This window comes from Bacillus sp. USDA818B3_A, from assembly GCF_009928415.1.
GTDB lineage: Bacteria > Bacillota > Bacilli > Bacillales > Cytobacillaceae > Neobacillus.
On sequence record NZ_JAABNN010000014.1, the window covers coordinates 37,382 to 51,010 of the forward strand.

Here is a 13,629-nt window from a genome sequence, read left to right on the forward strand (position 1 = left end):
TCTAAACGACAGTTTAACAAAGTGATCCGATGATTTTGTCCAATAGAAAGCTTCTATTAGACAGAAATCTTTATTGCTACTTTATATTGTCTTTAAGAAAACCTTAAAAACTCCTACCTACTTTCTACTGGAAGGATCAAACGAGATCTACAATTACCGCCGAGGTGTAAACTGGAAGAGGCGAAGGATTTGCTAGCTTTTTCTGATAAAAGCATCAGTGAAATCAGCAATTATCTTTGTTTCTCAAGTCAGAGCCATTTTCAAAAAGTATTTAAGGATTATTATGCGATAACTCCGCAAGCCTATCGGAAATCGGTATAAAATTTTGAGAATGTAAATTTAACATATGGCTATCTTCAAATGTCCGAAATCTTAAAAAGCCAGAATGTCCTCTCAAGGTGGACATTCTGGCTTTTTAGGTAACTGACAACACTAAATATTGTTATACGTTCATTTGTCTTCATGTTTGCCTTTATGCTCTTTCTTTCTACCGTTCTTATTTTGTGAGTCCTTTTCTTTACCACTTTTTGCAGAACCGGACTCTTTCATTTCTAATGCTTGTGAAACTGTTTCATTAGAAACCTCGCTGACTGCTTTTTCAATCGTTTCCTGCAATACGATTCCATCCTTTGCTTCAAAACCCTTATCTCCTATTTGTAGAGGCAATGACTTTTTCTCAATCAGTTGTTCCAAACGATCTATTCTCTCGAGCAGTAAGGTATTTTCTTTTTCTACAATTTTACGTTTGGATGAATAGTATGGGTCACTTTCCCACCAGTCCATCCCAATCTCTTTTGCCTTATCAACGGAAGCCACGAGCAGCCTGATTTTTATCGTAAGTAAGTCAACGTCTGCCAACATAATTTTAATATCCCCTGCTATGACAACTCCATTTTCTAAGATTCTTTCTAAAACCTCCAACAAGTTCGTTGATCGTGTGGTAGGTTGAATGGGCATAAATATCTCTCCAATCAGAGTTATTACATTAGATTTCCAAGAGGTCCTAAATCGATATTGAGATCTTCATTTTCTAAGCCAAAAATTATTTTTAGTTCCTCCATTTTTTCCTCAAGCCTCATTAGGGTTAAACCCAGCTCCTCTATTTGTTCATCCGTTAAAGAATCACTTTCAACCCGTCGCATTGCTTGACGTTCCATTAACTGTCGGAGCAGTTCAATAATCGTTAAGACTAATTTCGCTAATCCTTGTTCAACCTTCGAGGAGTCTAGAGGTAATCGTTCCATCTCCAACTTCCCTCCTGTTCTTCGGAGTCGTTCCGAATGCACTTTCGATTGAAGAAATGAGGAGTTTTAAATCAATCACAATAAGGTCAATGTTGGCAATCGATATAAGTATTTCTCCTCTAACTACTACACCGGTATCAATGATCCCATCCAACAAATCCAATAGAGTCATTTCTTTATTTTCAAGGAGACCCATCTACTTCACCTTATCCATCTTTGAAAAATGATAGGGAGGCCACGGTCCAGTTACTTGTATGGAACAGCCTAATGGTTTTACTGATTTTTCTATGTCATCAATTATTTTTAAAAATGTTTCTGTCTTACTTTTTTCTACCAAAAAATCACAGTTAACAATCATCTCATCTTTTCTTTCCGTAACCTCTTTGCCCCAATTTCCCCTTAGATGGCTGTCGTTAATAGCGGGATTAAGTTTTTCAGTCATTTCCTCCCACCATTTGCCCTGCTCGACTTCCATTTCTGATGTAATTAAGTGTTCAAGTTTCTTCTTCATTAAAAATTGTTTTCCTTTTGGCATCGCTGCTAAGTTTTCCCTTAAATTTATAACAGCCGCATTATGATCAACTACATATGCTAATGCCTTATCCTTATCGCAATACAATTTTAGATTCCATTCTTGATTGCCCTTTAAAGTAAGCAATTTTTGCAAAAGAACCTCATATTGTTCCGTAAGTAACGTTTCTAAATTTTCCTCTGATTGAAAAATGGTACAAAATGACATGGGGAGGATCGTGAACCTATGTTGAAGTGTGGTAATGACTTCATGATGCGCAAAGGCATGTTCCTTTAACCATTCTGGATGTTTTAATTGGAAATCTATTTGTTGCTGATTAAATTTTACGGCTTGAACAAGAGTAACAATGGCGGTTAGGTCATTGTGAGCCTTTATTGTAACCACTTTTTGATCCATTCCCACTATAGCAGGAACTGCCATATTTTGAAGTTCCTCTGTCAGAATGACCCCGTATAAGTAGATAAAGTTGGTCTCGAGCTTTGTTTGAGTCATACTGTTCCTCCTTTGATTGCTTTAGCCATCAGATGATTCATCTTTTTCCCGTTCTTTTGCAATCCTATATCTATCGAGCAATTCCTGTTCCCTTTCGATAAAGGTCTCCTCATCAATTTCCTCCATTTCATACTCCATGTGTAACTCAAGTAGCTGCTGCTGAATTTTGGGGATATTGTATAATTCCTTATCAACCTCATCTTGAATGATTTCTCCAAGCTTAATAATGGAACGAATGATTCTAAACATCATGATTTTTCCTCTATCTTTAAACGGATATTGACAAAATTATAGGCTGGCCACGGACCGGAATATTTGAAATCTGCTCTTTCCTTCCATACTTCATATAATTCATTCACCCGTTTATCAAATAGTTCTTCTTTCTCAGAATCTATCAAATAGGCAGCATTCAATAGCATTTTTCCCGGTACCATATCATTTTGCTTTCCCGCTTCTGCCATCTCCAATAATGGAGAATAAATTTCTTTTTCCACTTCCCTCTCAAGCTGTAAAACAAAGTCCTTGGCACGTTCCCCTATCTCAATTTTTTTATAATAATTTGCAGGTTTAGAGATGTCTTTAGGAGAGTCCTTCAAGTGTTCTAAGATGGAATCCTTTTTCAATTCTTCATCAATCCATTGTTTTTTGGGTATGACCTTTAAACCCACCTCAATTTTGTTTTCTAATTGTGACATTAATTTTTCTAATTCCTCATACAGATGTTCCATTATGAGGAGGACATTCTTCTCAGAATGAAGCACATTTCCGAAACTCATCGGAATCACTGTATATTTTTTTTTCATCAAATCCATGACTGTTTGCTTATGGGCAGTTAAATTGTTTCTTTGAGGCAATACTTCCCCATTAACCCTTGCTACTACTGCAGTTAACTGTTTGTAATGAAGGGGGTATATCTTTCTATCTAATCCGTTTAATTTGGCCTTACCGAATTGTTCCTCTTGTGTTTCTTGAATGATTCCAAAAACATACACCCCACCTTTTGCATTCATAAAAAATCTCCTTTTCTCCGCATTTCCTCGAACATAAGCATTCCTCATAACAAAGGATTAAAATATAAAGTCAACATTTTTAACATTTGATGATTGTCAATTTACATTAGATACTTCTTAGTGGTATTTCTCCTATAAATGCCTAGAAACATATTATTCTTCTCCGGGAAAGAACGTGAAAACTCATTATTTATATCCCTGTCCATTCTGTTTTCCTTTTTGAATAGGAGGTAATATGACTTTTTTAATGAAAAAGCCAAGGCATCTTTACAGCCCTGGCAATGTTTTAAAAGCTATTTACAATGCGGCATCAATTCCGGCAGATGTATTATTCTCAGATACAATCCCTATTGCTTTTGCATAGTCTAACCATGTTGCTACACTGGCAATGACAATCCGTGCTTCGATTTTAATTAGTTCGATCCCTACCAAATAAACTTTAGCCCACACATCAATTACTATGCCCTTATCAAGAATAATTTCAATAACTTCAGCCAAGGAGCCATCTCTCTTTTTTACTTCAGCCATAAAATCCCTCCTATCGTTAGTTGCAGCTATTTTGAACACTTAACAGTTTATTCCTCCCATTAAGAACCAGTGAAGAAGTGATCAAGTACATGAAACAAAGAAATCACTAATAAGGTTCATAATATTATATGTTTTAAAATTTAAATCGCATGGACAAGTGTTCAATTTTTTGGACTAAAAAAACCTGCTCAATTGCAGGTTTCTTAACAATATTTCCCCTTTTTTATCTTAAAATTAATGCAGCACTGTTTCCTCGCCAAACACGAATTTAGGAGCTGCCTTAAGATGTAAGTCTATTAGTTTATTATCATGGTTATGTTTTACTTCACAGTTTTCGTCGAAAATCATGGTAGCTTCCTCTCCTGGCTTGCACGCAGGCCACTCTGGGAGTCCCTGATGGTTGGGATTACCGGTTTTGGCAAAATTAATCCATGCCTCGAAAATCTGATCCTCAAGCTTGTCTGAAACATCCGGTACATTGCAAATCGGAACTTTATCCGTATTGTGGAATACAAAAGGTATCTCAGAGCAATGCCACGCAGGTTTTCCATCATCATAAGGGAACTCAAAGGCAAACATGTAGGAGAAAGTAGGTGCTTCTGCATGAACTGCTTTCTTCTCAATAAAATCCTTGGTTGGAGAACGGAACATAGAATCTAGTGCAAGCAGATCAGTAAGGTTCTTGTTAGGATAAGCCGCCTTAAACAAATGGATAAATTCTTCAGAAGCCTCTCCATATTTCTCAGCAATCATTGGTTTAATATCGTCATCAAAGAGGTCGTATTTATGTGGTACACCGGGTCCAAACGCAAATTCGCCAAAAACGGTTCCAATTAAAACCGGAATGGTCTTGGCATGCTCAGTAAAGCCAACAACCCTTGGATCTCCAAGATAAAATTCATTTGCAACAGGATTACCGCCCACATAGAGTCCCTGTCTCGCAATTTCTGGACAAACCTTATTGTAAGCTGAAGCCATAAGGTCATAAGGTACAATTTCTAGCTTTTCTACCTCACCTTCGGCAAAGCCAAGTTCCTTCAGCATGTCATTTACGATATGTGTCCCATCAGTTTTTGGTGAGTTCAAAAAGCCGTCAAGCAGTCCACTCTGGATGATCCCTTTATGGAATAATCCTTCTGCACTTGGGGTCTGCATTAAAGACCAAACCTTCATACCTCCGCCGGACTGGCCAAACAGGGTGACATTCTCCGGATCCCCTCCGAAGTTTGCAATATTGTCTTGTACCCATTTAAGTGCTGCTACCATATCAGCACTTCCCACATTGGCTGAATTGGCATATTTCTCTCCAAAAGGGGATAAATCCATGTAACCAAGAATATTGAGACGGTGGTTGATGGAAACAACAACTACATCGCCGTATTTGCTCATGTTTTCGCCATCATAGGCTACCTGCTCAATAGACGAACCGGCCGCGAAACCACCTCCGTGAAGCCAAACCATTACAGGCTTTTTTGCATCAGGACTTATAGTCTGTGTCCATACATTCAGATACTGACAGTTTTCATCCTTCGGCCAATAACGGTGTGGAACCATAATTTCACCTAATGGAACTTCCTGTGAAAGCATGGGACATACGTAACCATAGGAAAGTGCATCCTTCACTCCCTCCCAGGGCTCAACCTCTACGGGCATCTGGAATCTCATTGCATCTGCATATTTGATTCCATGAAAGGTGTAGGTATCGTCTAAAATAAACCCTCGCAGCTTTCCAGCTTTGGTCTGAACGATTGGTTCAGTAGTTGAACAAACAAACTTTTTGGCCATATTATTTCCTCCTAAAAATAGAAAATTATTAATTTCACAATAAATTACTTATGTAACACTATAACCATTTGGGGTAAACATTCATCGCTCCTTACCTGTCTTTTTTTCCTTTGAATTCACAACTAATCCACACTTGTAAACGCTGTCATTTTATTTTCTTATATCTTCATATATTAGTATAAATGGAAAATAAAAAAGTCACTAACTGAAATACGACCTTTTATTATCACTATTACGACTTTTTATAAACTTTAAAACTTGGCGCAGTGTGGTGGCCGGATAATGGATGCCCCCGTTTTGTGGTAATCCCTTTAATTGGAATCATAATCGTCGCCATTCTATTAACAAAAGGCCCCTTACTGCAAACCGTTTTCCTAACCAGTCATCCATATTTAAATAAACTCCCGAAAGACCGCAATGATACTTAATGCAAGCCCGACTAACATGAGAAAAGAGAATACAATTATTTCTCTAAATTCTTTTTTTCTAAACAACATTGAAGTTTCCCAAACAAAAATAACAAGAAATAGTAAGATAATAATCAGAATCTTAAGCATACGTATTCTGTTCCTTTTTAATAAAATTATTTGGTCAGGCCGATTCTTCTGATTGAAGCTTTTGAATGGATTTTGACATCTAATTGTGGAAATTCCTGATCCCAGTTCTTTTTATAAATGGTTGCCCACTCTTTTGGATATTTTTGGTACACTGCGTACCCGAATCCTAATATGTCAGATTGGTATTTCTTTTGAGCCGTATCCACTGTAGCTTGTAACCGGCCCTCTATTCGTTTATTTACTTTGGTTTGTAGATCCTCGAGTACCTTGGAATTAAAAAGATCCAAATGGGAGTCGTTTTCTATTAAATTCAAGTTCGGGGTTACATTTATGTTTATTTTCAAATGACCATTTACTAATTTTGGTTCGACTTTTGTATTCGATTTAGCAATTTCCATACTGATATTTCCGCCGCCTTGCTCTTCTGGTATCTTAACGGTTACGATCCCTGATTCTATTTCATTCCGGAGCCATAAAAGTCCCCGGGTTTCTATTTTATTCATCCAGCCGATCAGCTTATCTCCTTTAAACACGGCAGTTCCATTGATACTCTGAACCCGGTCGGATTTATGTTTGGTGTTTACCTCTAACTCCTCTAATGTAAATAGTGGGGCGTAAGGTTCCAGCCCATCTGTTAGAATCATATTAAAAAAATCCATAATGTAAACTTTTAGGCCGATGTTCAACTTGCCAAGTTCCTTGATTTCATCTGCAGAAACATTTTCAAATTTCGGCAGGCTATTGATAACTGTTGATGCTTCACCTTTTGTAAACATAATAAAACTGTTAATACGAGTTTTGCTGTACCTTGTATGAAAATTAACAATAGGGGTGACCCCTTTTTTCGCCAAATCCTCACCAATTAGGAGAACCCGGCTTTGTGAAAAGAATATTCGCCTTGGAAGCTTGCCTTGTATATTTCGAAACGCTTCAGAAATGGTCACACCAGTATCTGAGATAATCAGTGAACCTTTTTCACTTTCCCCGCCGCTGCCGCTTGTGGCTCCTAGCTTGGATGGAATGGCGACTTGAAGGGAGAGAAGAATCATGTCGTCCTCAACAAGGTCTAATCCAATCGCCGTCACGATAGCGATATCATTGATCTCTATCCGATTCCAACAGCCTGTAAGGAAAAATGTTAATATCCATATGAGAACCAGTCTAATTTCTTTCATTCGTACACAGTCCTTTTTAAAAAACGATCTAATATTTACGATTTTTAAAACTTACTCTCTTTAAATTACTTTTCCCCGTTTCATGCGGCCGCTCATTCATTTTCCACCATGGAACTCGAATGAAAATATCTTTGATATCTTTAAAATGAAACGGTGCCACCGGTGAAAAATAGGGCACACCGAAAGAACGAAGCTTTACAAGATGAACCAGGATAAAGAAAACGCCCAGAAGGATGCCATAGAATCCAAGCGTTCCGGCCATAAAAATCATAAAGAACCGGAGAAGCCTGATGGCGCCTGTCAGAGGATAACTAGGAAACATGAAGGACGCAATTCCTGTAGTTGCGACCACAATGACCAATGGAGCGGATACAATTCCCGCTTCAACCGCAGCCTGGCCAACGACCAACGCGCCGACGATACTGACCGTTGACCCGATCGGTCTTGGCAGCCTGAGCCCGGCTTCACGCAGCGCTTCAAACGTGATTTCCATCAATAAAGCTTCCACCACCGCAGGAAATGGCACCTTCTCCCTGGAGGCAGCGACAGTGTACAAAAGATTGGTCGGCATCAATTCCTGATGGAAGGTTGTCACCGCAATATAAATAGAGGGAAACAACAAAGCGATTAATAAAAACAGATACCGCAAGAGTCTGATAAATGTTGTCATGATAAACCTTCCATAATAGTCTTCAGGTGAGTTCATCATCTGAAAAAACGTGACCGGAACGATGAGGGCGAACGGGCTGTTATCGACCATCACGCCGACATTTCCCTCCAACAAGCAGCCTGCCAGCCGATCGGGGCGCTCCGTTTGCAAAACCTGAGGAAAGACGGAAAAAGGTTCATCCTCAATTAACTCCAAAATATAGCTGCTGTCCTCAATCGCATCAATTTCAATACTGTTTAACCGTCTCCGAACTTCCTCTATTATGGATGGCTGGGCTAAACCTTCAAGATAGGTAATGACCACTTCCGTTTTTGAAAGGTTACCGATCTTCATATATTCAAATTTTAGTTTTGTTGTTTTTAAACGCCTGCGAATCATGCTGCCGTTCGTTCTGATATTTTCGGTGAAACCTTCGCGTGGGCCCAAGACAACAGCCTCAGACGGAGGTTCATCAACTGAGCGCTGCTCCCATTTCTGTTCGCTGATAATAAAGGCTTTATGAAAATGATTGATTAATAAAATGGTGGCTCCTGATAATAGCTGGTCAATTACTGCCTGGAACGTTTCTTCCTGAAGCACCTGTGCCGAATGAAGAATCGCCTTGAATTGGTCAAGAGTTGGACGAGGAGATTGAAGCAGCTCCTCGTTGCGGCGTAACAATGGATGGATGACATGCAATTCCATTCTTTCCAAATTAATTAATCCATTCAGGTATAAAATGATAGCAGAATATTTGGAGCTTATTTTCAGCTCTCTATACCCGAAATCAGCGGCCCCTTCAAAAAGCTGCTTAATCCTGTTAAAGTCCTCATCGAGATTGCCTGATAATGAATCTTGTTCACCTTGATCTTTAGTGTTGTCCTGATGTTGTGCTGAAATTTTCGAGATAAACTTTTTACGCTTGAAAAGTCTCAATTGCTGCACCACCTATATAGACCCTATTTTTTTGCGAATGAAAGCAATACATAAAAAAAGAATTGGCAGGACAATTTGCAAAAGAGTATGTACATATGGAACATAATACTTAAAACCAATTTCTAAGTGTTCTACATAATTGGTCGCGCTTATTAACGACAATGGGACAATAATAACCCCGAGTCCAAGCACGGCAGAACGGGTTTGTTTTAACTTAAATAAATATGATATGGCAATAGCGGCTGCTAAAATGAAGCCTCCCACTTTAAAAAACACTCCCGACACCATCATCAATATGACAAGGGCATCAAATCGCTCGAGAAAATCAGCGACGGAAACCATTTGTGTTGCAGCAAGCAGCGAAAACAGGTCGACTTTGTATATTTCCGGCCCTAAGATAGCAAGCATCATGATGGAATTGATGGTTAAAAGGATCCCTCCAACGAGAAGGAAGGACATGCCAATCTTTCTAACCGGCTGATTGTTGGTCAGAAAAGGAAAAAACCACAGGACGACCAGCGTTTCGCTGAATGGAAAGTTCACAGCGGAAGGGACTGCTTTTTTCAATACAGGCATTACGCCATTGCCTAGTATGGGCGTCAGATTTTTTAAGCTAAATTGGTCGACACTAAATAAAAGAATCCAAATCAAAATAAGAGAAAATACGTAAGTCGGGAACACAATTTCCACCATCCGGCCAAATGTTTCCACTCCGCCCCGCAGGCAATAAATCATTAGCGCCATAAAGCTTCCGATGATCACAATGAGAGGCGTTTCAGTCAAAATAGTCGTGTCAATCAAATCGCCCAATTCTCTGCATCCTCTGGCAGCAGAATAAGTGAAATTCAAAATATAAAGCAGGGTGACCGGATAAGAAAGAAACTTTCCAATCATTTTTGGAAGCATCTGTGTCAGCGTCTCACCTGGAAAATACACAGCCAATTGGGTGTAAACAGCCATTAATATGAAACTGGAGGACATTCCGATAAGGATAAAAATCCATGCGTCCTGTTTCACTTCATTGCCCAGTCCTAAAATAATCGCCGTCCCTAGAACATATCCCGTCATTAAATAAAAAAGCTGGAGTCCGCTGATTTTTTGCGTCTGCATGCCTATTCTCCCTTAAACTGGATTGGCGTTTGGAAATAAATTCATATGGGTTTACTATTTTCCATTATGTTGTTCCTTATGCATCAAAGGACGGTTTCCCCGGTTATAGAATCTAAGTGTTATGATTTATGTTTTTCTTTTTCTTCCCTTTTTGGCGGGTTTTACTAGTTAATTTATTTATATCAACAATCACCTGGGTGATCCTTGCATGTGTTAAAATAATCCTATCAATTATGATTTGGTGAGTGAACACGTATGAACCTAAAAGAAAAAGTAAAGTCTCTGCCATTAACCCCTGGTGTTTATCTGATGAAAGACTCATATGGCCATGTCATTTATGTTGGAAAAGCAAAAAGTCTAAAGAAACGAGTCCAGTCCTACTTTCAACATTCCAAAGCCCATCCGCAAAAGGTTAAAAAGATGGTTTCAAATCTTACCGATTTTGACTATCTTCTCACGGACACGGAATTTGAAGCCTTTCTACTGGAGTGTAAATTAATAAAGGAAATAAAGCCTCATTTTAATAAAAAGATGAAGAATCCGCAAAGATACACCTATCTCGTTGTAAAAAAAGTTGAAGGCAAGCGGATCTTGGAAATGTCGCACTCGATTGTGGAGAATGACGGGAATCTTTATTTCGGGCCATTTATTAATAAGAACACTGTTGAAAATGCCATCAATGGAATCAAAGAAGCTTTTAAAATAAGCTGCAGCAACCCCTCCCTGAAAAATGGTCCGTGTTTAAATTATTCTCTAGGATTGTGCATCGGAATGTGTCAGGGCGGTCCCGCAGTGGACGATTACAATCGAATCTTGGACAAGATTATAGCGTTGCTGAATGGGGCGGACACAGAAATACTTGAGGAAATCCAGCAGAAGATGAAGGCTGCAGCCGAACAATTTCAGTTTGAAGCAGCCGCAAAATATCGGAACATCCTTGATGCAATAAACGCCCTCCTTTATAAAGAGCAGGTCATCGAATTTACCGAGGAAAATCAACATATTGTGGTCGTTGAATCCATTAGTGAATCTGCTTTTAAACTTTTTCTCATAAAGGGGAACAAAGTTTTATATAGTGAAAAAATAAATAACCACCAAAATCCAGGAGATATAAAGCAGAACCTATCAACTTATTTAAAAGAAAGCCCCATCAACTCTCCTATGGTTGTTAGTAAAGAAGAACTTGATGAGGCGCAAATTATCTATAGTTATTTAAAAAGCGGCAATTGCCGTTATCGTATTATTCCAGATGATTGGCTTGAGTCTAGAAATACATCAATTATTGACAGTGTACTTGAAGAGTTGCTAATAGGTAAGAGTTGAGATGATTCAGACCTTCTAGAAATCGACCGTGTTCGGACAAGCCCCCTATTTTTTCGTCTTTCATTGTCCGAACGCGACCAAGGTTTGGACAGCAAGGATTTTCGATGTTCCTCCTTACCTAGGCCATTATTGTCTCCATTTAATTGTTATTTCAACGAAATCTTCACAACATCTTCCAAATATTTCGTTGTGTAATATCCATAAATCTCCAGCCTTTTAGGAATCACCTTTTCTTTAGGGTTTTCCTTAGACAATTTCATGGTTTGAACAGTAAAGAAATAACGGGGCTGCTCAATTTCTTCGTAAGGAACAGACGAATACTGATCGTATTCCACTCCATTTTTATCAACCGTTACATCTTCAGAACTCATTTCCATTGAAAATCCCTCCATTTCACCCTCTCCCACAATGCCTAATTGAAGCGACTCATAGGCTCGATTCTCAATTTCATGATTGCTTATAACCACAATGGCTGGTTTTCCTGCTTCCACCTTGTCGATCGAGATGGTACTGCCTGCATATTCAAAGGTTTGAGGATACTTTTTAGATGCATCCAGTTCGATGGTTTTTTGGTCGTCAAAAGTTAAATAAATAGCATTAAGTTTAATGTTAACCTCTTTTGGCTTTTCTCCTAAATAAGCATCAAAGTTAGTTTGAAAAGTAGTCCAATTGATGTCTTGTTGTAAATCAGAAAAAGAGCCGAGACTATAATCAGGTTTCACTTTCTTATTATTAACTTCTATATAGTCAATACTGAGCGTTTCTAACCGTTTTTTTAACTGATTATTATTGATACTAAATTGCAAAAGGGTAGCGGTTGGAGCAATGATAAGTTTATCAAATCGAACCTGGATTCCCTCGACTTTTATTGTTTTATCCAATGCATAATCGACGGAAGGTTGTTTTGTTACAGGAATCTCTAAGTCCCACTTACCAGTTTCATATTCAATATCCTCATCGGCTATAAAACCATTCGGATCCACGGCTTGACGGTCCAACTTCTGAATCTTTGTGATCCATAGCTTAATGGTCCCGTGTTCCTTGGTGAGTCGTGGCAGACTAATCTGCCCTCGATAAACATTCTTTTCTTTTTTATTTACGTCTGATTCAAGATTAGGCAGATCATACCTTGGATCTGCTTCGCTGCTCATGATTTCATGTTCGTTCTCCACATAAACCCCATCACGATAATGCATCATATATTGGCTGTCTTCTTTTGTATCTTCTATTTCATAAAAAACAATGGTCTTAACATCATCAGCTATCACACCCTTGATCTTAATTTTCACCCCATTGCTTTCTGCCTCCAGGTTCAGCCTTTCACCCAGGCCCTGTTGAAGAAACGCACGTAATTGCTGATCTTCTTCTGTCCATGAATAGTAGACCTTGGAAAACACCCCTGTATAAAAAACAAAACCCATTAATAATGCGAATAAGCTTGCAGAAACAAGTCCCATCCTTATCCGTTTCTTTTTCCTAAGTTGTCTGTTTTCTTCCTCTTCTCTCAGCCTGGATTTGATTGGTTCAATGAAACCAACAGGGACCTGCAAATCTTGAAACGCTTCTGTAAGATTTAATAGGCTTAACATGACATCCTGAAAACCAGCCAAATCCTCCTGACATCTTGGACAATGATAAATATGTATTTCAAAATCAACCTTTTTCGGCCGCTCTAGGGTTCTTTCTAAGTAATCGATATAATCCTTATGATACTCCTTACAGCCGTTAAAAGCTGATTGGTCCCCCATTTCTTTTCTAAGTGACTGAATACCGGAAAACAAAGACTCTTTCATCTCATCGACTGAAGACTGGAGAAGCTGGGCCGCTTCCTCCTTCGTGATCCCTTTTACATAGGTAAGGAGGATCGCTTCTTTTTCATCATCTCTCAATTGATCAAGTGCTTTAAATACATCCTGACGCGGTTCACTTTCCTCTGATGCTTGCAAACTTTTATTCTTAGAAAGCTCACGGCAGATTTGTATAAAAATAGAAGTTATCCATGTTTCAAGTGAGATTTCTTTTTTAAATCGGGGCAGCTCCTTGTAGACCTTTTTTATAGAACGATAAAAAACCTCCTCCATTTGCTGCTGATTCTTAAGATAAGACCAACCGAGTGTATAGAACGATTGTTTATGCTGATCGAACCAATCGATGATGGAATCCAAGCTTTTACCTTTTATGGAAGTGATTGAAGTGGAATCTACTTGTGCAGGGATCATACATTCAGTCCCCCTTTCTATTTTCAATACCTTTGGCTGTACCTATTCTTGAATTATTTTGTTACATCC

Annotated in this window: 13 protein-coding genes and 1 pseudogene; 2 read left to right on the forward strand and 12 right to left on the reverse strand. The window is 38.7% G+C overall.

Annotated features, from left to right (window positions below; genetic code table 11):
- Window positions 1–171 precede the first annotated feature (171 nt).
- Window positions 172–321, forward strand: a complete 150-nt coding sequence (locus GXK58_RS27730; protein WP_442862488.1) for a helix-turn-helix domain-containing protein — start codon at window positions 172–174, stop codon at window positions 319–321.
- Window positions 322–669: 348 nt separating this feature from the next.
- Here the strand turns inward: GXK58_RS27730 and GXK58_RS27310 are convergent.
- From GXK58_RS27310 to GXK58_RS18955, 11 genes and pseudogenes are all read right to left on the reverse strand, one after another.
- Window positions 670–957, reverse strand: a pseudogene (locus tag GXK58_RS27310) (gas vesicle protein); the annotation flags it as partial.
- Window positions 958–980: 23 nt separating this feature from the next.
- On the reverse strand, window positions 981–1,244 hold the full coding sequence (locus GXK58_RS18910; protein WP_160724734.1) for a gas vesicle protein K: 264 nt from the start codon (window positions 1,242–1,244) through the stop codon (window positions 981–983).
- Window positions 1,210–1,440 carry a gas vesicle protein gene (locus tag GXK58_RS18915; RefSeq protein ID WP_160724735.1) on the reverse strand — a complete coding sequence of 77 codons (231 nt, stop codon included), beginning with the start codon at window positions 1,438–1,440 and terminating at the stop codon, window positions 1,210–1,212. Before GXK58_RS18915 ends, GXK58_RS18910 begins: the two co-directional genes overlap by 35 nt.
- The gene (locus GXK58_RS18920; protein ID WP_160724736.1) at window positions 1,441–2,268 is read right to left on the reverse strand and encodes a GvpL/GvpF family gas vesicle protein; all 828 of its coding nucleotides are present in this window, start codon (window positions 2,266–2,268) and stop codon (window positions 1,441–1,443) included.
- Window positions 2,269–2,289: 21 nt separating this feature from the next.
- Window positions 2,290–2,520, reverse strand: coding sequence for a gas vesicle protein GvpG (locus GXK58_RS18925; RefSeq protein WP_160724737.1), 231 nt, complete (start codon window positions 2,518–2,520; stop codon window positions 2,290–2,292).
- Window positions 2,517–3,278, reverse strand: coding sequence for a GvpL/GvpF family gas vesicle protein (locus tag GXK58_RS18930; RefSeq protein ID WP_160724738.1), 762 nt, complete (start codon window positions 3,276–3,278; stop codon window positions 2,517–2,519). The genes GXK58_RS18925 and GXK58_RS18930 overlap by 4 nt, the downstream gene beginning before the upstream one ends.
- A 297-nt stretch (window positions 3,279–3,575) precedes the next feature.
- Window positions 3,576–3,806 carry a gas vesicle protein GvpJ gene (gene gvpJ / locus GXK58_RS18935; RefSeq protein ID WP_160724739.1) on the reverse strand — a complete coding sequence of 77 codons (231 nt, stop codon included), beginning with the start codon at window positions 3,804–3,806 and terminating at the stop codon, window positions 3,576–3,578.
- Between the two features lie 234 nt (window positions 3,807–4,040).
- Entirely contained in the window at window positions 4,041–5,591 is a 1,551-nt protein-coding gene (locus GXK58_RS18940) for a carboxylesterase/lipase family protein (RefSeq protein ID WP_160724740.1), read from the reverse strand.
- 583 nt (window positions 5,592–6,174) lie between these two features.
- Entirely contained in the window at window positions 6,175–7,323 is a 1,149-nt protein-coding gene (locus tag GXK58_RS18945) for a Ger(x)C family spore germination protein (protein ID WP_160724741.1), read from the reverse strand.
- A 28-nt stretch (window positions 7,324–7,351) separates the two neighbouring features.
- A complete protein-coding gene (locus GXK58_RS18950; protein WP_160724742.1) occupies window positions 7,352–8,908 on the reverse strand; it encodes a spore germination protein in 1,557 nt (518 codons plus the stop codon).
- 12 nt (window positions 8,909–8,920) lie between these two features.
- The gene (locus tag GXK58_RS18955; RefSeq protein WP_160724743.1) at window positions 8,921–10,018 is read right to left on the reverse strand and encodes a GerAB/ArcD/ProY family transporter; all 1,098 of its coding nucleotides are present in this window, start codon (window positions 10,016–10,018) and stop codon (window positions 8,921–8,923) included.
- Between the two features lie 255 nt (window positions 10,019–10,273).
- On the opposite strand from GXK58_RS18955, the gene GXK58_RS18960 reads away from it, so the two are divergent.
- On the forward strand, window positions 10,274–11,341 hold the full coding sequence (locus GXK58_RS18960) for a GIY-YIG nuclease family protein (protein WP_160724744.1): 1,068 nt from the start codon (window positions 10,274–10,276) through the stop codon (window positions 11,339–11,341).
- 146 nt (window positions 11,342–11,487) lie between these two features.
- Here GXK58_RS18960 and GXK58_RS18965 read toward each other — a convergent pair whose 3' ends face one another.
- Window positions 11,488–13,560 carry a DUF4179 domain-containing protein gene (locus tag GXK58_RS18965; protein WP_160724745.1) on the reverse strand — a complete coding sequence of 691 codons (2,073 nt, stop codon included), beginning with the start codon at window positions 13,558–13,560 and terminating at the stop codon, window positions 11,488–11,490.
- Window positions 13,561–13,629 lie beyond the last annotated feature (69 nt).

Excerpts from the sequence above, each read along its gene's own strand:
- GXK58_RS18955 (WP_160724743.1), bottom strand. The coding sequence starts at position 10,018 with ATGCAGACGCAAAAAATCAGCGGACTCCAGCTTTTTTATTTAATGACG.
- GXK58_RS18945 (WP_160724741.1), bottom strand. The coding sequence starts at position 7,323 with ATGAAAGAAATTAGACTGGTTCTCATATGGATATTAACATTTTTCCTT.
- GXK58_RS18915 (WP_160724735.1), bottom strand. The coding sequence starts at position 1,440 with ATGGGTCTCCTTGAAAATAAAGAAATGACTCTATTGGATTTGTTGGAT.
- GXK58_RS18940 (WP_160724740.1), bottom strand. The coding sequence starts at position 5,591 with ATGGCCAAAAAGTTTGTTTGTTCAACTACTGAACCAATCGTTCAGACC.
- gvpJ (WP_160724739.1), bottom strand. The coding sequence starts at position 3,806 with ATGGCTGAAGTAAAAAAGAGAGATGGCTCCTTGGCTGAAGTTATTGAA.
- GXK58_RS18925 (WP_160724737.1), bottom strand. The coding sequence starts at position 2,520 with ATGATGTTTAGAATCATTCGTTCCATTATTAAGCTTGGAGAAATCATT.
- GXK58_RS18930 (WP_160724738.1), bottom strand. The coding sequence starts at position 3,278 with ATGAATGCAAAAGGTGGGGTGTATGTTTTTGGAATCATTCAAGAAACA.
- GXK58_RS18965 (WP_160724745.1), bottom strand. The coding sequence starts at position 13,560 with ATGATCCCTGCACAAGTAGATTCCACTTCAATCACTTCCATAAAAGGT.
- GXK58_RS18910 (WP_160724734.1), bottom strand. The coding sequence starts at position 1,244 with ATGGAACGATTACCTCTAGACTCCTCGAAGGTTGAACAAGGATTAGCG.
- GXK58_RS18920 (WP_160724736.1), bottom strand. The coding sequence starts at position 2,268 with ATGACTCAAACAAAGCTCGAGACCAACTTTATCTACTTATACGGGGTC.
- GXK58_RS18960 (WP_160724744.1), top strand. The coding sequence starts at position 10,274 with ATGAACCTAAAAGAAAAAGTAAAGTCTCTGCCATTAACCCCTGGTGTT.